This window comes from Paenibacillus qinlingensis (assembly GCF_031455095.1).
GTDB classification, from domain to species: Bacteria; Bacillota; Bacilli; order Paenibacillales; family NBRC-103111; genus Paenibacillus_E; species Paenibacillus_E qinlingensis_A.
Genome location: NZ_JAVDSB010000012.1, coordinates 93,830 through 114,050 on the forward strand (window position 1 = coordinate 93,830; position 20,221 = coordinate 114,050).

The 20,221-nt window shown below is 45.3% G+C and carries 19 protein-coding genes and 1 other annotated feature; of the genes, 6 read left to right on the forward strand and 13 right to left on the reverse strand.

The annotated features are described in order from the left end of the window. Positions 1-30: 30 nt before the first annotated feature. The 4 genes from J2736_RS24630 to J2736_RS24645 form a co-directional block, all read right to left on the reverse strand. Positions 31-579, reverse strand: coding sequence for a peroxiredoxin (locus J2736_RS24630; protein ID WP_310501237.1), 549 nt, complete (start codon positions 577-579; stop codon positions 31-33). A 231-nt stretch (positions 580-810) separates the two neighbouring features. Next, positions 811-1,890 (reverse strand): 3-isopropylmalate dehydrogenase, encoded by a 1,080-nt coding sequence (leuB, locus tag J2736_RS24635; protein WP_310501238.1) that lies wholly within the window; start codon positions 1,888-1,890, stop codon positions 811-813. A 187-nt stretch (positions 1,891-2,077) separates the two neighbouring features. Continuing rightward, positions 2,078-2,533, reverse strand: coding sequence for a DUF2269 family protein (locus J2736_RS24640; RefSeq protein WP_310501239.1), 456 nt, complete (start codon positions 2,531-2,533; stop codon positions 2,078-2,080). A 126-nt stretch (positions 2,534-2,659) separates the two neighbouring features. Continuing rightward, positions 2,660-3,487 (reverse strand): VanW family protein, encoded by an 828-nt coding sequence (locus tag J2736_RS24645; protein WP_310501240.1) that lies wholly within the window; start codon positions 3,485-3,487, stop codon positions 2,660-2,662. A 235-nt stretch (positions 3,488-3,722) separates the two neighbouring features. Here J2736_RS24645 and J2736_RS24650 point away from each other — a divergent pair, with 235 nt between their 5' ends. Then, the gene (locus J2736_RS24650) at positions 3,723-4,037 is read left to right on the forward strand and encodes a hypothetical protein (protein ID WP_310501241.1); all 315 of its coding nucleotides are present in this window, start codon (positions 3,723-3,725) and stop codon (positions 4,035-4,037) included. Positions 4,038-4,384: 347 nt separating this feature from the next. On the opposite strand, the gene J2736_RS24655 is transcribed toward J2736_RS24650, so the two are convergent. The 5 genes from J2736_RS24655 to ilvB all read right to left on the reverse strand — a co-directional run bounded on the left by J2736_RS24655 (position 4,385) and on the right by ilvB (position 10,715). Continuing rightward, complete coding sequence (locus tag J2736_RS24655) at positions 4,385-5,581, reverse strand: aminotransferase-like domain-containing protein (protein ID WP_310501242.1); 1,197 nt, start codon at positions 5,579-5,581, stop codon at positions 4,385-4,387. A 92-nt stretch (positions 5,582-5,673) separates the two neighbouring features. Further along, positions 5,674-7,221, reverse strand: coding sequence for a 2-isopropylmalate synthase (locus J2736_RS24660; RefSeq protein ID WP_310501336.1), 1,548 nt, complete (start codon positions 7,219-7,221; stop codon positions 5,674-5,676). A gap of 124 nt (positions 7,222-7,345) precedes the next feature. Then, positions 7,346-8,338: a ketol-acid reductoisomerase gene (gene ilvC / locus J2736_RS24665; protein ID WP_310501243.1), complete on the reverse strand. Its 993-nt coding sequence runs from the start codon at positions 8,336-8,338 to the stop codon at positions 7,346-7,348. 146 nt (positions 8,339-8,484) lie between these two features. After that, positions 8,485-8,973, reverse strand: a complete 489-nt coding sequence (gene ilvN / locus J2736_RS24670; RefSeq protein ID WP_056609108.1) for an acetolactate synthase small subunit — start codon at positions 8,971-8,973, stop codon at positions 8,485-8,487. Next, entirely contained in the window at positions 8,970-10,715 is a 1,746-nt protein-coding gene (gene ilvB / locus J2736_RS24675; RefSeq protein WP_310501244.1) for a biosynthetic-type acetolactate synthase large subunit, read from the reverse strand. The genes ilvN and ilvB overlap by 4 nt, the downstream gene beginning before the upstream one ends. A 519-nt stretch (positions 10,716-11,234) precedes the next feature. Here ilvB and J2736_RS24680 point away from each other — a divergent pair. Genes J2736_RS24680 through J2736_RS24690 form a run of 3 tightly spaced genes read left to right on the forward strand, consistent with a single transcriptional unit; the run spans position 11,235 to position 15,155 of the window. Next, positions 11,235-12,764 carry a spore germination protein gene (locus tag J2736_RS24680; RefSeq protein ID WP_310501245.1) on the forward strand — a complete coding sequence of 510 codons (1,530 nt, stop codon included), beginning with the start codon at positions 11,235-11,237 and terminating at the stop codon, positions 12,762-12,764. 24 nt (positions 12,765-12,788) lie between these two features. After that, positions 12,789-14,021: a Ger(x)C family spore germination protein gene (locus J2736_RS24685; RefSeq protein ID WP_310501246.1), complete on the forward strand. Its 1,233-nt coding sequence runs from the start codon at positions 12,789-12,791 to the stop codon at positions 14,019-14,021. 42 nt (positions 14,022-14,063) lie between these two features. Further along, entirely contained in the window at positions 14,064-15,155 is a 1,092-nt protein-coding gene (locus J2736_RS24690; protein WP_310501337.1) for a GerAB/ArcD/ProY family transporter, read from the forward strand. A gap of 55 nt (positions 15,156-15,210) precedes the next feature. Here J2736_RS24690 and rplT read toward each other — a convergent pair whose 3' ends face one another. The 4 genes from rplT to J2736_RS24710 all read right to left on the reverse strand — a co-directional run bounded on the left by rplT (position 15,211) and on the right by J2736_RS24710 (position 17,824). Beyond that, positions 15,211-15,570: a 50S ribosomal protein L20 gene (gene rplT, locus J2736_RS24695; protein ID WP_028553998.1), complete on the reverse strand. Its 360-nt coding sequence runs from the start codon at positions 15,568-15,570 to the stop codon at positions 15,211-15,213. A 56-nt stretch (positions 15,571-15,626) separates the two neighbouring features. Continuing rightward, positions 15,627-15,830: a 50S ribosomal protein L35 gene (gene rpmI, locus J2736_RS24700; RefSeq protein WP_068666422.1), complete on the reverse strand. Its 204-nt coding sequence runs from the start codon at positions 15,828-15,830 to the stop codon at positions 15,627-15,629. Between the two features lie 31 nt (positions 15,831-15,861). Next, positions 15,862-16,362: a translation initiation factor IF-3 gene (gene infC / locus J2736_RS24705; RefSeq protein ID WP_056609101.1), complete on the reverse strand. Its 501-nt coding sequence runs from the start codon at positions 16,360-16,362 to the stop codon at positions 15,862-15,864. A 52-nt stretch (positions 16,363-16,414) separates the two neighbouring features. After that, positions 16,415-16,559, reverse strand: a sequence feature (ribosomal protein L20 leader region). A gap of 29 nt (positions 16,560-16,588) precedes the next feature. Next, complete coding sequence (locus tag J2736_RS24710) at positions 16,589-17,824, reverse strand: glycosyltransferase family 2 protein (RefSeq protein ID WP_310501247.1); 1,236 nt, start codon at positions 17,822-17,824, stop codon at positions 16,589-16,591. A gap of 688 nt (positions 17,825-18,512) precedes the next feature. On the opposite strand from J2736_RS24710, the gene J2736_RS24715 reads away from it, so the two are divergent. Together J2736_RS24715 and J2736_RS24720 are read left to right on the forward strand one after the other, a co-directional pair. Next, the gene (locus J2736_RS24715; RefSeq protein WP_310501248.1) at positions 18,513-19,043 is read left to right on the forward strand and encodes a phosphatase PAP2 family protein; all 531 of its coding nucleotides are present in this window, start codon (positions 18,513-18,515) and stop codon (positions 19,041-19,043) included. Positions 19,044-19,046: 3 nt separating this feature from the next. Then, complete coding sequence (locus J2736_RS24720; protein ID WP_310501249.1) at positions 19,047-20,177, forward strand: MGDG synthase family glycosyltransferase; 1,131 nt, start codon at positions 19,047-19,049, stop codon at positions 20,175-20,177. Positions 20,178-20,221: the final 44 nt, after the last annotated feature.

The window sequence follows — 20,221 nt, forward strand, 5'->3', positions numbered from 1 at the left end:
AACCGAGGGGCCTTCCTATTGAGTTAAAACTTATTTAACAACCAAGTTTTTGTCGCCTGGTTTCCAGTTCATTGGGCACAATCCGCCGGATTGAAGCGCTTGAAGCACACGAAGTGTCTCTTCTACGCTGCGACCTACGTCGTTGTGGTTAACAACTTCGTATTTCAATTCGCCTTCTGGATCGATGATGAACAGACCGCGAAGCGCGATACCTTCTTCTTCGATTAGAACGCCATAGTCACGTGCAACGGATTTTGTGATGTCTGCAGCAAGTGGGAATGCCAATTTGCCAAGACCGTTGTCGTTAATTGGTGTGTTGATCCACGCTTTGTGAGTATGGATGCTGTCAATGGAAACACCAAGAATTTCAGTGTCCAATGCTTTGAATTGGTCAGCAGCATAGCTAATCGCTGTGATTTCAGTTGGACATACGAATGTGAAGTCCAATGGGTAGAAGAAAAGAACTAACCATTTTCCTTTGTAATCAGACAAAGATGCTTTACCAAATCCTGTACCATCACCTGTAGCTGTCTCCATTGTGAAATCAGGAGCTTGTTTACCAACTAAACGTTCTGCCATGGGTATAATTCCTCCTCAAAATCTATCTAAATTCTATATTATCCGTATAAAATGGTACCATCCACCTACCTGAAAGTCAATAATTAGATTATATACTAGATAATAATTATTTTAATCCAATAGAAATTACCATCTGTGGACGTATTCATTTCTCAGCATACGTTTTTGTGTTATAAAAGCCCGTATTCCTGAAGTAAAATCACTTCGGAAAGTACGGGCTTATTTGTATACTTATTTGCGCATAGCGTCAACGATCAATTGACCCATTGCCAATGTACCGATTGCTGTGCTCTTATCTACTGCGATGTCGCCAGTACGGTGACCAGCGTCTAACACTTCTTTCACCGCGCGCTCGATGGAATCAGCAGCTTCGTGGTAGCCGAACGTCAAACGGAACATCAAAGCAACCGAAAGGATTGTTGCGATTGGGTTGGAGATACCTTGACCTGCGATATCAGGCGCAGAACCGTGTACCGGCTCGTACAAGCCGAATGCACCCTCGCCAAGGGAAGCGGATGCCAGCATTCCGATGGAACCTGTCAGCATTGCTGCTTCGTCGCTCAAGATGTCACCGAACATGTTCTCTGTTACGATAACATCGAAGGAGGACGGACGGCGAAGCAATTGCATCGCACAGTTATCAACCAATACGTGCTCAAGCTCAACATCTGGGTAGTCAGCCGATACACGGATGACGACTTCACGCCATAGGCGGGATGTTTCAAGTACGTTCGCTTTATCAACGGAAGCAAGCTTCTTGCGACGAGTGCGTGCAATGTCAAACGCTTGACGTGCGATACGCTCAACTTCTTTTTCGCTGTAAGCACATGTATCAACTGCTTCTTGACCGTTTGCTGTTTCACGACGGAATTTCTCACCGAAGTAAATACCGCCAGTCAACTCACGAACAACGATCAAATCCGTACCTTCAAGAACTTCTGGTTTCAATGTAGAAGCTTCTTTCAAGCAATCGAAGATGAACGCAGGACGAATGTTGGAGAACAAGCCAAGCGCTTTACGAATACCTAGAAGACCTGTTTCTGGACGAAGCTCTTTGGAATTGTTATCCCATTTCGGACCACCAACGGCTCCAAGAAGTACAGCGTCTGCGGATTGACAGACTTTCAATGTTTCTTCCGGAAGAGGTGTACCTTTCTCATCAATCGCGATACCACCGAAAAGCGCGTGTTCTGTTTCAAATTGATAGCCGAATAATTCTTCCGTACGCTTCAATACTTTTTCTGCTTCTGCAACGACTTCTGGACCAATACCGTCCCCAGCGATTACCGCAATTTTTTTAACATCAGCCATGACAATCATTCACTCCTTATTTTAGCAAACCTAGTTGGTTAGTCTTCCAATCGTTTATATCCTGACCTCATTGTACCATAAGATAACACCCTACTTTAGATATAAAAGCTATCGCTTTAATAGTTTATTCCTATAATGCGAGTTATAAAAAAACCTCTCTTGTTTTAGACAAGAAAGGGATAACACATTAGCTAGGTTTAATAATCATGAAGATGAACAAAATGACACCCACCGTGGATGCCGCATAGAAATAGTTCCGGGCCTTAACCCATAGTAACAACTGCTCACCAGGGAGTGAAGTCGCTTTCTGATTAGAAGGATTCAACACCCAGCCTCCGAGTTTTTTCTGATTAGGCGTTGCAAAGCCGATAGCAATAATTTGAATGATGACATAAGCGACAAGCGAGCCGATCAACCAAATTTGCATGATAGAGCCATAATCGCCTAACCAAATCAACAATAGACCTGTTAGCACAGCAAGGCTGCCGCCGATTTTCGGAAACATTTCCAATCGACTTCCCACACGCAAGGACATCCGTAACTCTTCAAGCGTTTGATCTTTTCTAAGCAACACATGAGCAAAAAAAGTTGGACCAACTCCGATAATGGCAGACAACACATGAATGAGAACTAGGAACTTCACGCCATTCACCTCTCCCTTGTAATATATAAACGACACAGTTTATAAGATACAATCCGGAAGCTGAATATGCTATGATGGCCCTCACCATTACTGTATTTTATTACCATAAAAATGATTAAGATTTCATCAAATTTTATCGTCATTCCCAGCCGTCAGCAACGGTTCATACATCATAATCGCATGGTTATCCGTCACCCACTCATCCCTTACCAAATGCCCTTCTCTATTCAAGACTCTGCGGTGAATTTCATTGTGCCTGACATATCCACCCCAGTATTCCCGCGTAATACGATGATTTTTCTCGTAGATCTCGAAGTTATGTAGATTAGGACTACTTGCCCGCCACTCACCAACTAAATGTGTATCCGAAACATGGATCTTCAACTGATACGGTTCTTGTGTCTCGTTCTTAATTTGCAAATCTAAGTAATTATAATAACACGTTGCTCCACTCCCAAAAGGTTGCGATCTTCCCGCATCTGGAAATACATCGTAACTATGTCGATACCTCTCCGTTACCGTAAGCGGCGTGTGCAGGGTCATCCAGTAGATTAGATTCGAAAGCTGGCATAAACCGCCCCCAACTCCCGTCTTCACCTTCCCATGAAAGTGAACCATCCCATCGACATACCCCTTCCTACGGGTTGTACTGCCAATTAAGCGCCAATAGGAAAAAGTCTCACCAGGATGAAGAATAACACCATTTAACTGATTAACAGCCAACTTTAAATTGATGACCTTATTATGTTGGAGCCACATATCGACATCCTTCAACTGTCTTAAAAGAGGGGTACGATGCGTAAAAGCTACCTCTGGCAGCAATTGATCTTGTTTACGTGTTGCATATTGTTTCCCATCGAAAAACCAGGCCAAATATCGTTTCAAACGATAAGCTTTGATCCCTAGATATATCCTGGCTCGACTTCGGTGGATCGGCTTTAAGGGCTTACTCATTTCGTGAAGGTCCCCTTTCATCACATCCTATTTCCATCTTAGTTTCAAAATAATGCCAAGTCAACGGACCCAAAATCTAGCTTGCTAACGCTATTATCTCTGTGATAAAGTGGATAAAAATGGTAGTGAAGCACACGCCGCTTTTCTAGTTCAGCTTTTGCTGATGCTAGGGAGCGGCTTCTTTATTTTCTGAAAAAGGAGGCGAATTGCATTATGTCAGTATTCGATACATCCTATGAGACGTGAGTTTCTATATTTGCATCCTGAATTTGAGATTAAAGATTTCCGAGATGGAACTCGTTATATCGATTTTGCCTACATCAGACAAGGGCTGAAGCTTGCTATCGAGATTGATGGGTACACCACCCACGCCAGCCAGATCAGTCGAACAGAATTCTCCGATGGACTTATTCGTCAAAATCATATGATGATCGACGGATGGAAAATATTGCGTTTTTCTTATGATGATGTAAAAAATCGCCCTCGTATGTGCGAGCAGGGAAGTATTTCAGTGAACAGCATGGGGAGAGCGAACAATATCGGGAGCTAAGTATCGTTGAAAAAGCGATTTGTCAGCTAGCCCTCTCACAAGGAAAAGCGATCTCTCCTCGTCATGTATCCAAACAATTTCAATTCGGTGCAAAAAAATCAAGAAACATCCTTCATAAAATGAAGGAGAAAGAACTTCTTCTCCCTGCAGGTGTGGGGCAGCAGCGAATTAAATATTATCAGCTGCATCCGGCGGTTGCAGCTCAGATGGTAAGGTAGTGGCACCGCGCCGCGGCACTAGCACTGCAATAGCGCCCATAATGGGCGCTATTCCTCTCGCTCTCGCGAGGCACAGCCGGCGAGCCGCACAAAAAAAACACCCAAAGCCAACGGCCTTGGGTGCTGCTCTTATGCATTTTGCAAATAGGATTCCATCGCCTTTGCAAGCTTTTTCATGCCTAGAACGGTCGTTTCTTTGTCCGTATGCGTATAGTTCAAACGCATGGTGTTGTACTGCGGATTCTCCGCGTAGAACGTAGCACCGGGAACAAAGGCAACGCCTTCTTTGACCGCGATTTTTAACAAATCCGCTGCGTTAATTTGCTCAGGAAGCTCGACCCAAATGAACATGCCGCCCTTTGGTTCTTCCCATTTTAGACCTGGCCAGTTCAACTCTGTGAGTAGACCTGACATGAACTTCATCCGATCCAGATACTGTTCACGGATCAAGGAAATATGAGCATCCAGATCAAAATGCTCAAGCAAATGATACAACGTTTGCTGATCAATCGTACTGGAGTGCAGATCCGCCGATTGCTTGAAGCGAGCAACTTGACGAATGATTGACTCATCACCCATGATCCAGCCTGTACGGAAAGCAGGTGCAACGGTTTTGGAGAATGTGCTCGTGTAAACTACATTCCCGCCTTCTGCTTTGCCACCTAGAGAGTAGACAGTCGGGTAGCTTTCGCTCTCGTCAAACTGGATTTCCCCGTAAGGGTCATCTTCCAGAATCAGTACGTCAGCACCGCGGCAGATGTCTAGCAAGCCTTGGCGGCGTTCCAAGCTCCATGCACGACCCGCTGGGTTCGAGAAGGTTGGAATCACGTAAACCATTTTCGGATTATACTGTGCAATTTTAGCTGCCAAATCCTCGAGAATCATGCCGTCATTGTCGCTATCGACAGAGACGATTTTTGCGCCTTTGGCTTGATACACTTGGATCGCTGCCAAATAGGTCGGACGTTCAACAAGGATAACATCGCCTTCGTCAATATATACGCGTGTCAAAAGGTCAATTGCTTGCTGTGACCCCGTCGTTAACAGCATTTCGTCTGGGGTAACCAGCATGTTCTTCGCTGCCATCCGTTTGCATAAGGATTCGCGCAAAGGCTTGTAGCCTTCTGTTAACCCATATTGCAGCGCAGACTTCCCGCCGCCAATAACTCTTGTGAACGCTTCGCTAACCGCGTCTAAGGGAAAAAACTCTTCAGCAGGCAATCCGCCAGCAAAGGAAATAATCGAGCTCCCTTGCGTCAACTTAAGAATTTCTCTTACTGCTGACGATGAGAAGCCTTCCAACGATTTAGAAAATCGATATTTCATACAGGGACGCATCCTTTCGCATTTGTAGAAAGCACCCCTCCTCGATACATGGAGGTGAGGTGCTAATCCGGGTTGCCATAATAGCTAAGAGCTTATATTAACGTTACGTTGCTTCTGTTACTTGTTGGGTTTTTACGTTTCTCAATGAGTCTGTTCACAGCGTCCAGGTAAGCCTTCGCGCTTGCTTCCAGAATGTCCGTGGAAATACCGCGTCCTTGTACGGAAATGGTATCTTGCTTCAGCACAACATGAACTTCACCAAGCGCATCTTTCCCGTGTGAAACGGATTTGATGGAGTAGTCATCAAGCTCCACGTTTTCTTTCGTTGCTTTATCAATCGCATTGTAAATCGCGTCAACGGAACCATTACCGACTGCGCTTTCAGCCACTTCGCTGCCATCTTGGAAGCGAACATGAACCGTTGCCGTTGGTGTCATTTGGTTACCGTAGGCAACTTGAAGCGTGCCAAGCGCGAAAATTTCCGGTGTCTCGATCAACTTTTCTTCGATCAATGCACGGATATCCTCGTCTTCGACTTGCTTCTTGCGATCTGCCAAATCCTTGAACTTAGCAAAAGCTACATTCACTTGCTCGTCGCCAAGCTCGTAACCAAGATCAATCAGCTTCTCACGGAACGCATGGCGTCCGGAGTGTTTACCCATAACGAGCTTACTTTCCTTCACGCCGATCGTTTCAGGAGACATAATCTCGTACGTTGTTTTTTCTTTGAGCATACCATCCTGATGGATGCCGGACTCATGCGCGAAGGCGTTAGCGCCAACAATCGCCTTGTTGCCTGGAACCACCATGCCAGTCAGCTTGCTAACTAGACGGCTGGTGCGGTAGATCTCGTTCAATACAAGCGAAGTCTTCGCTTGGTAGAAGTCTTGGCGTGTTTCCAGCGCCATGACAACTTCCTCGATCGAGGTGTTACCTGCTCGCTCGCCGATCCCGTTAATGGTGCCTTCAATTTGATCGGCACCGTTCAGAACAGCAGCGAGCGCGTTGGCAGTTGCCATGCCTAAATCGTCATGGCAGTGCGCGCTCAATTGAATTTTCTCAATGCCTGGGACAGTTTCCTTCAGCATTTTGAAAATATTACCGTAATCATACGGTGTCATATAGCCGACCGTATCTGGAATATTCACAACAGATGCGCCAGCACGAATCGCCATGCTCGTCACTTCAGCGATGAAGTCCAGTTCCGTACGCCCAGCATCCTCGAGTGAAAACTCGATTTTGCTGAAATACTTCTTCGCATATTTAATCGCAGCTTCAGCCGTTTCCAGAACTTGATGTTTCTCCATCCGCAGCTTATGCTGACGGTGAATCGGAGACGTGGCAAGGAATAGATGAATGCATGGATCTTGTGCACCTTGAAGAGCTTCACGCACTGCCTCGATATCGTTCTCTCTCGCACGGGACAACCCGATAACAGAAGCGTTCTTAATCGCTCTAGCAACGGCATTCACACCTGCCAAGTCACCTGGGGATGCCGCAGGAAAACCAGCCTCCATACGATCCACACCAAGTTTCTCTAATTGCAGGGCGATCTCAACCTTCTCCTGCATATTCAAGTTTACACCCGGTGATTGTTCACCGTCACGAAGTGTTGTATCAAAAATATAAATTTTACGCACCATGTCACCTCCTGAGAGTATCATTTTTCCAAGTCGTTATAGTATTCACAGGGAGCAATTGGGAAATTCTCCTCAATCACTCCCTGTGGAATGTATAGCTATAAGATTTTAATAATGCCTATAATTATTTTTTGATCCAGTGCATCATTTCACGCAATTGACCGCCTACAACCTCAATTGGGTGCGCAGCTTCGTTACGACGCGTAGCGTTCATGAATGCGAAGTTGGATTGGTTTTCCAAGATGAAATCGCGAGCGAATTTACCTTGTTGGATGTCGGAAAGAACTTCTTTCATCACTTTTTTCGTTTCAGCTGTGATGATACGAGGACCTGTTACATAGTCACCGTACTCAGCTGTGTTGGAGATGGAGCTGCGCATGGAAGCAAGTCCGCCTTCATACATCATATCAACGATCAATTTCAATTCATGCAAGCACTCGAAGTAAGCCATTTCTGGTGCATAGCCCGCTTCAACCAATGTTTCGAAACCAGCTTTAACCAGTTCAGAAGCACCGCCGCAAAGAACTGCTTGCTCACCGAACAAGTCTGTTTCTGTTTCTTCTTTGAACGTAGTTTCGATAACGCCTGCACGTGTACAGCCGATACCTTTTGCATAAGCAAGACCGATTGCTTTTGCATTGCCAGTCGCATCTTTCTCGATTGCGATTAGACCAGGTACACCAAAGCCTTCAACGTACGTACGACGTACCATGTGACCAGGGGATTTAGGAGCTACCAAGAATACATCTGTACCTTCAGGAGCAACGATTTGTCCGAAGTGGATGTTAAATCCGTGGGAGAACATGATTGCTGCGCCTTTTTTCATGTTCGGTTGAATGGACTCTTTGTATACGCGAGCTTGCGTTTCATCCGGCATCAAGATTTGGATAACATCAGCGCGTTGTGCTGCTTCTTCTACAGATACAACTTCGAAACCATCGTTTTTAGCTGCGTTCCATGAACGGCCTTCACGAAGACCGATAATAACGTTCAAACCACTGTCACGCAAGTTTTGTGCTTGTGCGTGCCCTTGGGAACCATAACCAACAACCGCAATCGTTTTACCTTTAAGTACCGCTAAGTCTGCATCTTTTTCATAGTAAGTAGTAACTGCCATTCGAATAAATCCTCCTTTGATATAATGAATCCGTTTTGTCTACCCCTTGAGTGGGTGTTTCAACGATTTACCGTGGTACTTCGCTGAAACCCCCACTCAAGGAGAAGTTATTGCCCATAGATCTCTTGGTTTTTCTTGGTAAAAATTTATTTAACCGAACCGCGAATCATCGCAGTAACGCCCGTACGGGAAAGCTCACGAATGCCATAAGGACGAAGCAATTCGACCATAGCATCTATTTTATCTGAATCTCCAACAACTTGCACGATTAATGAAGCAGGACCGATATCGACAACTGCCGCACGGAATGTTTCTACGATACCAAGAATTTCTGGACGCATGATCGGTTCAGCATTTACTTTGATAAGTGCGAGTTCTCTGGCTACCATTGGATTGGAGCTCAGATCAACTACCTTGATAACGTCAATCAACTTGTACAATTGCTTGGAGATTTGCTCCAATGTGTTGTCATCACCCGTGGTTACGATAACCATCCGGGAAAGTCCGTTTTCCTCGGACTCTCCTACGGTGATGCTTTCAATGTTAAAGCCACGGCGTCCGAACAAACCAGATACACGTTGCAGGACACCAGGCTGATTGTTTACGAGTACGGAAACTGTATGTTTAGTTGTCATTCCGAATCCCCCATTAACATGTCACTAATTGTATCGCCCGCTTTAACCATTGGGAACACGTTCTCGCCCTTCGGTACGACGAAATCAATAACGACAGGCCCCGGTGTATTGAGGGCTTCCTGCCATACTCTTCTTGCTTCTTCCTTCGTCGTTGCGCGCAACCCTTTTACGCCGTAAGCTTCTGCAAGCTTCACGAAATCAGGGCTTCCTGCCAAGTCAATGTGACTATAGCGATTGTCATAAATAATCTCTTGCCATTGGCGAACCATCCCAAGCACTTGGTTGTTGATAATAACAACTTTAACCGGAATGTTGTTGATCGCACAGATCGCAAGCTCTTGCGCACACATCTGAACGCCGCCGTCGCCATTAATGGAAACAACTAGTTTATCCGGGTTCCCCATTTGAGCGCCGATCGCCGATGGAAATCCGAAGCCCATTGTTCCAAGTCCACCTGATGTTACTAGGGAGCGAGGGTTTTTGAATTTATAGAACTGCGCGGCCCACATTTGATGCTGACCAACGTCCGTTGTAACGATCGCTTCACCTTTCGTTGTTTCGCTGATCATTTCAATAACGTATTGCGGCTTAAGCTCAGTTTCAGTCTCACCGTATTTGAGCGGGAACTTCTCTTTGCTTTCTTGCAATTCAGCAATCCATGCTGCGTTATTCGCAGGTTTCGCTTTCGTATTCGCATACTCCAGAACGGCTTTCACATCACCAACGCATGGGATATCCGTCTTCACGTTCTTGCCGATTTCAGCTGGATCTACGTCGATATGAGCGATTACTTTTACCTTTGGAGCAAAACCATTCAAATTCATCGTCACCCGATCATCGAAACGGGAACCGATGGAGATGAGAAGATCTGCATTTTGAATCGCAGTATTCGCTGTAAACGTTCCGTGCATCCCTGGCATACCGAGCCATAGCTCATGAGCACTAGGGAAGCCGCTTAAACCAAGCAAAGTTGTGGCTACTGGAATCTGTGTTTTATTAACAAATTCGATCAATTCTTTGGAAGCATCCGCATAAACAACGCCGCCACCTGCAATGATGACTGGACGTTCAGCCTCTTCAATGGCTTTGATCAGTTTATCAACTTGCAGTTTATTCGGTTGCACCGTAGGGTTATAACCACGAATACTTAGATCTTTTGCAGGCTTAAATATCGTTTTATGAGCGGAGACATCCTTTGGTATGTCAATGAGAACCGGGCCCTTACGTCCAGAGTTCGCAATATGGAATGCTTCGTGAATGATACGCGGCAGGTCATTAACGTCTCTTACCAAGTAGCTGTGCTTCGTAATTGGCATTGTAATACCTGTAATGTCAGCCTCTTGGAAAGCATCCGTACCGATGAAGTTCGTTGCAACGTTACCTGTAATAACAACTAGAGGAACAGAATCCATATATGCAGTAGCAATACCTGTGACTAGATTCGTAGCCCCCGGTCCGGAAGTTGCGATACATACGCCAACTTTGCCAGTTGAACGAGCGTAGCCGTCAGCTGCGTGAATAGCGCCTTGTTCATGTCGTGTCAACAAGTGATTGAAATCATCAAAATCATGCATCGCATCATAGATGTACAATACTGCGCCGCCTGGATATCCAAAGACGCAATCAACACCCTCCAGCAATAAGCTTCTTAGCAAAATCTCGGAACCTGTAATCAGGTCTGGTTGCGTCAGCTTCTCAATTAGTTCTTCTTTAGAGCGTTTTGGTTCAGTTTGAACATTCATTGTGATCCTCCTCTCGAAAAGTCAATTCGTGTTATCGTCTATCATGCCATGAAAATAAGAAAAACCCCTATCATCCCGGACACGCACGTAACGTGTTCAACGGGACGAAAGGGGTTTAAGCTTCCGTGGTACCACCCAAATTTGCTATATGCCTCACAGCACATAACCTTAGCAGGTATGCTCAATCATGAACATTACCCTCAGCACGATAACGTGTGCTCTCCCGGTCCTCCCTACTACGTGCGAACATTCGCATGTTTCAGGAAAACAGCTCCGAGGTGACTTCGTACGTAAGGGATTAAGGCGATGGTTTCAGCAAGTCCAACGCTCTCTGCGCATAAGTGCCCTTATTACTTCTTCCTCTTCATAGCGATTCATTCGTATGTTTCACCATATTAAATATGATTAAAGATTATTATATGCATCCGAAGGCCATTAGTCAATAGGTAGTTCGAATAAAACAATGGGAAGTGAGAGAAGATAATACCAATTCTATGGAAAGTTCTGAGGAGGCCAACGATGAAGACGTCTCTGCAAGTCCCTTTCCCCATGACGACATCGCTGCAGGATAACGTCAAATGGCTTCAAGATCGATTAGGCAAAAGCTCAGATGTGTACTATCGACAACTAGAAATCGGCGTATATCCAGAAACGAATAGCGTCGCTTTATTTTACATTGATGGGCTCGTTCAGAATGAGATTTTGAATGAACACGTGACCAAGCCACTCCTTAGCGCTCATGAGAATGCCTCCTATTGGCAGCAGGATATCTGCTTCCATGATTTGTTGTGCCAGGCGATCACCATCAGTGAACTAACCTTGAGCAAGGAAGGAACGGCTGTACTCGCTGCCCTTCTAGGTGGCCATACCATCCTGATTGCGGATGGCTATGACGAGGTGATTATCGCAGGCACCGCGGGTTGGGAAACGAGAGCCATTGAAGAACCTCAAACACAAACCGTCGTCCGTGGCCCAAAGGAAAGCTTCACAGAGGATATTCGAACGAACACTTCTTTATTACGGAGAAAAATCAGATCTCCTGATCTTCGTTTTATTTCTTTACGCATCGGTCGGTATACGCAAACGGAGGTCATCATTGCCTACCTGGAGGGCATTGCTAATGAACGTGTCGTCACAGAAGCCACATCACGATTAGAGCGAATAGATGCGGACAGCATTCTAGAAAGTGGCTATATTGAAGAATATATCGAGGATGTAACGTACTCCCCTTTTCCAACGATTATGAACTCCGAACGCCCAGATGCTGTTGCTGCTGGCATTCTTGAAGGTCAGATCGCCATCCTCGTCGATGGAACGCCTTTTGTTTTACAAGCGCCTGTCACTTTTTTCAGTTTCATTAAATCAAGTGAGGACTACTATCAGCGATTTGATATTGCAACATTTGTACGTGGCGTTCGCTATATCTCTTTTCTCGTCTCCATGCTGCTTCCAGCACTTTATATCGCCATCACAACGTTTCATCAGGAAATGCTGCCAACGACCTTGCTCATTTCCTTGGCCGCACAACGCGAAGGCGTTCCTTTCCCGGCATTGTTAGAAGCATTGCTCATGGAAGTCACCTTTGAGGTACTTCGTGAAGCTGGTGTACGCATGCCGCGTGTTATTGGTTCCGCCATTTCGATTGTAGGAGCACTCGTGCTTGGGCAAGCGTCTGTACAAGCTGGATTAGTCTCCGCCGCCATGGTTATCATCGTTTCTTTTACGGCTATCTCGAACTTCGTAACGCCTGCACTCAATATGGCTGTAGCTGCCCGATTAATTCGCTTTGGGCTCATGCTGCTCGCTGGCTCCTTCGGCTTATTTGGCATCCTGACCGGCTGCATGGCCATCTTGATTCACCTAGCATCACTCCGTTCATTTGGCGTCCCTTATTTGACACCAGTCGCCCCACTCGCTGTTAGCCATATCAAAGATACGTTACTTCGAGTGCCGCGTTGGTTAACAGGCATACGTCCGTTTACGCGCTCGAACGCAACAAGAAATAAGCCCTATGATAAGCCTTCTCCACCTAAAAGAGATCGCTACTAAGACATTCTCGGGGAGGCTATCACCATGAAACTGTATGGCAACAGTAGCATGCAGCGTCTAATGATCCTCAGTTTTTGCTGTTTACTACTCACCGGCTGTTGGGATCGCAAAGAATTGAACCAACTTGCTATTACTTCTGCGACCGCTTTAGATTGGGACGGCAAAGTTTGGACCATTTCGTATCAGGTCGTTATCCCGCAATCCATCGCCAATCCCAATACGGGCGGAAGCCCTGGGCAGCAGGCTCCTGTTATGGTGTTCTCCACAAGCGGCGGTTCCATTCGCGGTGCTGTCCAGCAATCCAGCTTAGAAATGCCAAGATCGCTATTTTTTGCTCACAATCGTGTGATTGTTATCGGAGAAGAGGCTGCCAAAGAAGGCATTTCCCAACTACTGGATGTCTATCTGCGCAATTCTGATTCACGCGAGACGGTGGGGATACTGATAACGAGTGGCGAAGGGCGAAAAATCCTGGAACAAATTGTCCCCTTAGAAAAAGTGCCCGGTGCCGCCATCAAAAACATGATTAGAAACGAAGATATGAATAGCTCCAATTTTAAACAGGTATCCATCTATCAAATGATGACGACTATCGCCAGTGATGCTCCCTATACGCTCGTTCCCGAAATCACCATTTCTGGAGAAGGTGAGAACAACACCATTGCTGCTCTCAAAAAAACCTCCTTCAGCAATAAGCTGAAGCTTGGCAGGATGGCTGTTTTCAAAAAAGATAAATTAGCCGGCTGGTTTACACCGAGTGAAGAATATGGCATAAGCTGGATTCGCAATACAATCAAAAGAACAACCTTGTATTTTGGATGTACCAAAGACAGTAGAGACATCAAAGCGGCAATTCGAATCGATCGTAATAAGACTAAAATGAAGTACATACGCTCCAGCACGGGACGCTTAATTATGCATGTCGACGTAGATACCATGGGCACTATCAATGAGAATGCCTGTATGAATGATCTTACGCAGCCGAAGGAGTTACAAGCTTTTGAAGGGGTCGTAAGCGCCGAAATCACTCGTCTCATGACGGAAGCCTTTCAGAGCGCAGTCAAGAAAAATCTCGATGTATTTCACTTCGCAGATAAGATTCATAAGCATGACCCTACATTCTGGAAGCAAATTAAACCTGATTGGGATGAGCAATTTGCGAACCTGCAATTCGAGTCTGAGGTTAGGGTGAAAATAGCCAGAATCGGCATGAGTGGCCAATCATTCTCGAAAATGATCAAAGATCCCGGAGAGTGAGCCACTAGCAGAGAAAGGAGGCCGAAGGACATCGAAGATCGCATTACGAACTATCAACTCGTCGTTATGATTATCCTATTTGAAATCGGGAGCACCCCGCTATTCGCATTAGGCAGTAGTGCAAAACAAGACTCCTGGATCGCTATGCTTGCTGCAGCTCTCTTTGGATTTCTCTTACTGCTCATGTTTGTCACGATTCAACGACGCGCACCGGATCAAGACATCATCGGACTTCTTCGGCTCTGCTTCGGAAAAATGGCTGGAACCATCATCGGCATTTCCTTTGCCATTTATTTTGCCTATGAATCCATGAGGAACGTCCGTGATTTCGGAGAAATCTCGAACTTAACCTTGCTGAACACAACACCTAAATACATAACGATGATGATCATTCTGCTATTAGCTTCTTATGCCATTCTCATGGGTGTGGATACGCTGTTCCGCGTGACCGAAGCGCTGCTTCCCTTATTGGCTATCTCCTATGGCTTGCTTATTTTCTTGATTAGTATCGCTCATCTCATTCATCTAGATCACTTACTGCCCGTCCTGGAAAATGGCTTTAAACCCGTCCTTCATGCCGCTTTTCCTGATATGGTCTCTTTCCCTTTCGGGCAAACCATCATCTTCTTCATGGTATGGCACATGCTGCCTGAGCAAGGAAAAGTGAAGAAGCTAAGTCTTACGGCTTACACCATCGTCTCCCTCTTCTTGATATTGATGAATGTCATCAATATCACGGTACTCGGCACCACACTTGCTGCCAACAGCACGTTGCCCTTTTTGCAAACGGTACAGCTCATTGAAGTTGGCGATATCTTCGAGCGACTGGATGTACTCGTCACCCTCCTGCTCTTCCTTGGCTTGTTCGTCAAAATGACAACGTTCTTCTGGGGTGCTGTTTATGCCTTCGCACATATTTTCCCCTCACTTCGAAAAGCCACCTGGCTTGTCATCGTGGGTAGTCTTATCTTCATCTCCTCCTTCTTCGAACCCAACTATACCATCCACGTATGGCTCGGACTTAGAATCAGTGTGAAGCTCTACCCCCTGTTCCAGGTTGTCATTCCAACCCTCATGTTTATCGTGATGCTCTTTCGGAAAATCCAAACTCCACAAGCTACATCTGACGCATGACGTAAAAAAGAGCCTGCCCCCTAATGGGGACAAGCTCTTTGGCGTATCGCATCGCTTACGCGTTTACTTTCGCTTTTGCAGCTGTTGCCAAATCGTTGAACGCTTTGGAATCATTCACAGCTAGGTCAGCCAAGATTTTACGGTTAACTTCTATACCAGCCAATTTCAAACCGTGCATCAATTTGCTGTAGCTCAAGCCATTTTGACGAGCACCTGCATTGATACGAGTAATCCAAAGTCTACGGAAGTTACGTTTTGTTTGACGACGGTCACGGTATGCATATACCAATGACTTCATTACTTGCTCTTTAGCTGTTTTAAATAAACGGTGTTTGGAACCGAAATAACCTTTTGCTAATTTCAAAATTTTCTTACGACGGTGAGCGCGAATAAATCCGCCCTTGACTCTTGCCATTGTGAACTACCTCCTGGGATATATAAATGATGTTCCGTGTTTAAGCTAAGTAACGATTAACCTTTGATAAGGGACAATTGTTGTTGCAGACGACGTACATCGCCAGGAGCCATTACTGGGTTCGTGGACAATACGCGTTTTTGCTTGGATGATTTACCAGAAAGCAAGTGGTTCTTACCTTGTTTGTATCTCATCACTTTGCCTGTGCCAGTGATTTTGAAACGGCCTTTCAGGCTACTGTGTGTTTTCATTTTCGGCATGTTGTTGTTCCTCCTAATTTAGTATACTCGCCTAAGTTGTCGCTTTTGGCGTTAAGATCATGATCATGCTTCTTCCCTCAAGCTTAGGAGCACGCTCCTGCGAGGAGATTTCAGCAGTTTCTGTAGCAAGGCGCTCAAGCACTTTGCGACCAATCTCCGAGTGCGCAATTTCACGACCACGGAAACGAACGCTGGCTTTCACTTTATCGCCTTCGCCAAGAAACTTAACTGCGTTGCGAAGCTTCGTTTGGAAGTCATGTTCATCGATCGTCGCGCTTAGGCGAATCTCTTTGATATCCACAATCTTCTGGTTCTTACGAGCTTCTTTTTCTTTCTTTTGCGTTTCATAACGGAACTTGCCGTAATCCATAATGCGGCAGACAGGCGGCTTCGCCGTCGGTGCAACGTTTACTAAATCAAGGTTCGCGTCAAGTGCAATTTGAAGAGCTTCGCGAATTGGTGTAATACCAAGTTGTTCTCCGTCCGCCCCAATAAGGCGTACTTCCTTCACACGAATCTCGTCATTAATCATATGGTCTTTGCTAATTGTGTTCCACCTCCATAAAGTATGTAACTCTCTTCCAAATATAAAAAAGATGCGGGCACAGTGGGCCCACATCTTCATCAATAACAGGTCTATAACAAACCTATTGAATGTACATGATGATTCATTCAGACCAGCCAACATTACGTTAGTCAGGTGAGAAGCGGGCGCTTCTGCTTTACTCGAAATATAATATCATCTCATTCTAGAAAAGTCAACTCACTTGTTTACTTTTCATTTCATCCAACCGAATGACACGCGTATGTTCTGTGTGGCTCCATTGTTTGTTGTTTTGCGTGAAGAACGCATAGAACGTAATTGGCCACCAAGACAGCATGAAAATCGGGTAAAGCAACAAGTACTTGTAAGTCTTCTTATTAGCTTTCTCAATCAACATCGCCATCGGAAGCAGCACATAGATCGCCAAGCTGATTGAATTAATCAGCACAGGGTTGACATGAACCAGCGCTGAATTAGCTGTGCCATGATCAGTCATGGATTGAATCCACAGCATAACCGTTAGAATGGCACCGAAGAAGAAATTGTATACATTCGCGGAATAGATCGCCGCGTCAATCTTCACCCAGCTCCCCGTCTTAATGCCTTGCCATAGCAATGGGAAGAAGAAGCGCTTCGCCACTTCAAAGTGACCTTGCATCCAACGCAGACGTTGCTTTGCAGAAGCACTAAAGGATAACGGCTTTTCATCATAGACACGTGTTTCGTAGTTATACGTAGGTTTAATCCCCATTTGCACACACATCATGGAGAATTCAAGATCCTCAACCAAGCTTGTTGCCCGCCAACCAACTTGCTTTAACAAAGCGGAGTCAAAGCACATGCCCGTGCCGCCAAGATAATTGGCAAGCCCTAGATTGGAACGCGGCGTTTGGACAAAACGGTTCGCATAGAAGAACGAAATCGCAAACGAACCTGTGATCCATGAATCATTCGGATTCTTCGTATCTAGATAAGCTTGAATAACGCGGGAACCTGAACAGAGATCGTTATTCATGTGAATCAGATAATCCGGGCTAACAAGGTTATCCGCATCGAACATGACGATACCATCATACTGGCGCTCACGTTTCCATAACTCTTTGAGCATCCATTCAATCGCATACCCTTTCCCTCTCAGGTTCGGGTTGTGGCGTTCCATCGCATACACACCATGGTGGCGAGCAATGTCAGCCGTGTTGTCTGTACAGTTGTCACAGATCACGAAAATGTCATATAACTCTCTCGGGTAATCCAAGGTCTTCAAATTCTCAATCAAGGCCCCAACAACTTGTTCCTCATTATGAGCGGCAACCAATACAGCAAACGATTTCTGCGGAGCATACATTTTTTTGTTTTTGGGACGATACCAACCAAAAAACGTTAAAAACAACTGATACGCACCGATCAAAGCCAAAAAGACCTGAACGGAAAGCATAATCTTGTCTAGCATGAAGCAAAGTCCCCCTTTTTTTTGTGCACGTCAGCTATCTTTTTGTATGCTTAGTGCTTTTATGTACAGGTCATTCATGTTAACAATCTAAACGTGAAACAATCGTTCTTGATTTTCCTCTCTTTCCCCCCGTTTGTCAAAGTCTGCAAACTACGAAAAAGCGTCAGTTCTTTGAAATTTAGGAGGTTTGCATACAGGGAATAGAGCATGCGCTCTAAATCAGGTCAAAAATGTCTTGTTTTCATCGTTTTTCATTTATTGTGTACCAAAAGTTCACCATTTAGACGAACACTAGCTTTTCTAAGTGGCAACGTCATTATTATAAGTCAATCAACAGAACGCTGACAACTTTTGCTTAAATAACCTGTTAATGGATAGTGATTTCCACCATAACAACATTCGTATATCAAAGCCCAAAAGAGTCCGTCGTTCACAAGAAGGACAAATCATGCGTAACACAAGCGGGATAACCGCTCCAAATAAAGGGAACAATTACTGGACATCCTGCGGAAAATGTGCGGACTCGGGCCCTAAGCTATTTGTCATCCTAGCATAGAAATGTTAACGCCAGATTAGTGCAACATTAAATTCCACGCAGGAATATTTATCAGTCCGTTAATCTTCCTCTAATAAATCCTTCGTACAATAGAGATAGAGAGAAATTCAAATGAGAAGGAGGCGGTTGCGCATGAATAGTAAAGTTGTCCTTTGGCTGCAACATCATGAAACACGTCTATTTCACTTCGTTAACCAACGAATTCAACATCATTTCCTCGATCATTTTTTTACGAGAATCACACATTTAGGCGGTGCCACAGCTGCTATTATGGTCTCGCTCTGCTTGGCATGTTTTGGTCAAGGTTCGTTGCGTTTAGCGGGTCTTCAAGCACTGATTGCTTTGACAGCCAGTCATATTCCCGTTGCGATTATGAAAAAAAAATACCCTAGACTACGTCCTTATCTTGTTCATCCACAAGCCATAACCCATAGAAATCCTCTAACCGATCATTCCTTTCCCTCTGGACATACCACGGCTATCTTCTCTGTTATTGTTCCTTTCGTATATGCCATACCCGTGCTAGGACTCATCCTGATCCCGCTTGCAGGTTTCGTTGGTCTTTCACGGATTTACTTGGGACTTCACTATCCATCCGATTGTATCGTAGGCTGCTTGTTAGGAACGACGGCATCGCTACTAACAGTCGCATTTTGGGGGTAATTCATGGCACAACCATTCTCGCAAAAAAGAAGAGTTCTCATCCTTTCCGAAGGTTTTGGTGCCGGTCATACACAAGCCGCTTTCGCATTAGCCAGCAGCTTAGAACAGCGATGTTCGTCGATCGAGACACGTGTCGTTGAGCTCGGATCCTTCTTCCATCCCATGTTGGCTTCTTGGGTTTTCAGTGCTTACAAGAAAACAATCTCGAAACAACCGAAATTATATGGTCGCTTATACCGTTCACAATATCAAAAATCACTTAATCCGCTGACTCAGCTTGCACTTCATCGCATTTTCTACGCACAAACGGCAGCTATGATTCGCCACTGGGCGCCGCAAGCCATTGTATGTACGCATCCTTTTCCAAGTGCTGTCGTTTCGCGGTTAAAAAGAGCAGGCTTACACATTCCCCTATGCACAGTCATCACGGACTACGATGTGCATGGGACCTGGATCAGCCGAGAGGTTAATAAATACATGGTGTCTTCCGAGGATGTGAAGGATAAGCTCATCGTGCATGGCATCGCGGCTGCACATGTCGAAATAACAGGAATCCCCGTGCATCCCAGCTTCCGAGAAGCGCACGATCGAACGTTGATTCGACAACAGTTCGAGCTCTCTTCCTTGCCAACCGTATTGGTCATGGGCGGTGGTTGGGGCTTGATCGGCGGAGATTCTTTAAGTGAGCATTTGCTTGCCTGGCGAGATCAGATTCAATTTATTTTCTGCTTAGGGCATAATGATAAAGCCATTTCCAAACTAGCCGCTGATCCGCGGTATCAACATCCAAATATCCACTTGCTCGGATTTACGCAAGAGATAGGCAAATTAATGGAAGTGTCCGACTTGCTCGTTACCAAGCCCGGCGGGATGACATGCTCCGAAGGACTTGCCAAGTCAATTCCTATGTTATTTTATGATCCGTTGCCAGGCCAAGAAGAAGAAAACGTCCAGTTTTTCACCCGACATGGCTTTGGGGAATCCATCCAATCGGCAGCTACAATCTCTCATTGGTTGTCCATGCTGGTTAGCCGCTATGCAGATGTGCAAGCCAAACGCTTATCCAATCAACATAAAAAGAGTCACCTGCCTGCCGGGGATGGATCCGAAGTCATTCTCGCGCTTTTAGGATGAAAAAAAAAAACAGACTATCTTGGTTGCACATTGGCAACATCGAT

Coding starts and splice junctions, on each gene's coding strand:
- J2736_RS24645 (WP_310501240.1), bottom strand. CDS start 3,487: ATGAGTAAGCCCTTAAAGCCGATCCACCGAAGTCGAGCCAGGATATAT.
- ilvN (WP_056609108.1), bottom strand. CDS start 8,973: ATGACAACTAAACATACAGTTTCCGTACTCGTAAACAATCAGCCTGGT.
- rpmI (WP_068666422.1), bottom strand. CDS start 15,830: ATGCCGAAAATGAAAACACACAGTAGCCTGAAAGGCCGTTTCAAAATC.
- J2736_RS24630 (WP_310501237.1), bottom strand. CDS start 579: ATGGCAGAACGTTTAGTTGGTAAACAAGCTCCTGATTTCACAATGGAG.
- J2736_RS24655 (WP_310501242.1), bottom strand. CDS start 5,581: ATGAAATATCGATTTTCTAAATCGTTGGAAGGCTTCTCATCGTCAGCA.
- J2736_RS24715 (WP_310501248.1), top strand. CDS start 18,513: ATGAATAGTAAAGTTGTCCTTTGGCTGCAACATCATGAAACACGTCTA.
- J2736_RS24720 (WP_310501249.1), top strand. CDS start 19,047: ATGGCACAACCATTCTCGCAAAAAAGAAGAGTTCTCATCCTTTCCGAA.
- J2736_RS24650 (WP_310501241.1), top strand. CDS start 3,723: ATGAGACGTGAGTTTCTATATTTGCATCCTGAATTTGAGATTAAAGAT.
- J2736_RS24680 (WP_310501245.1), top strand. CDS start 11,235: ATGAAGACGTCTCTGCAAGTCCCTTTCCCCATGACGACATCGCTGCAG.
- ilvC (WP_310501243.1), bottom strand. CDS start 8,338: ATGGCAGTTACTACTTACTATGAAAAAGATGCAGACTTAGCGGTACTT.
- J2736_RS24710 (WP_310501247.1), bottom strand. CDS start 17,824: ATGCTAGACAAGATTATGCTTTCCGTTCAGGTCTTTTTGGCTTTGATC.
- ilvB (WP_310501244.1), bottom strand. CDS start 10,715: ATGAATGTTCAAACTGAACCAAAACGCTCTAAAGAAGAACTAATTGAG.
- infC (WP_056609101.1), bottom strand. CDS start 16,362: ATGATTAATGACGAGATTCGTGTGAAGGAAGTACGCCTTATTGGGGCG.
- J2736_RS24685 (WP_310501246.1), top strand. CDS start 12,789: ATGAAACTGTATGGCAACAGTAGCATGCAGCGTCTAATGATCCTCAGT.
- leuB (WP_310501238.1), bottom strand. CDS start 1,890: ATGGCTGATGTTAAAAAAATTGCGGTAATCGCTGGGGACGGTATTGGT.
- rplT (WP_028553998.1), bottom strand. CDS start 15,570: ATGGCAAGAGTCAAGGGCGGATTTATTCGCGCTCACCGTCGTAAGAAA.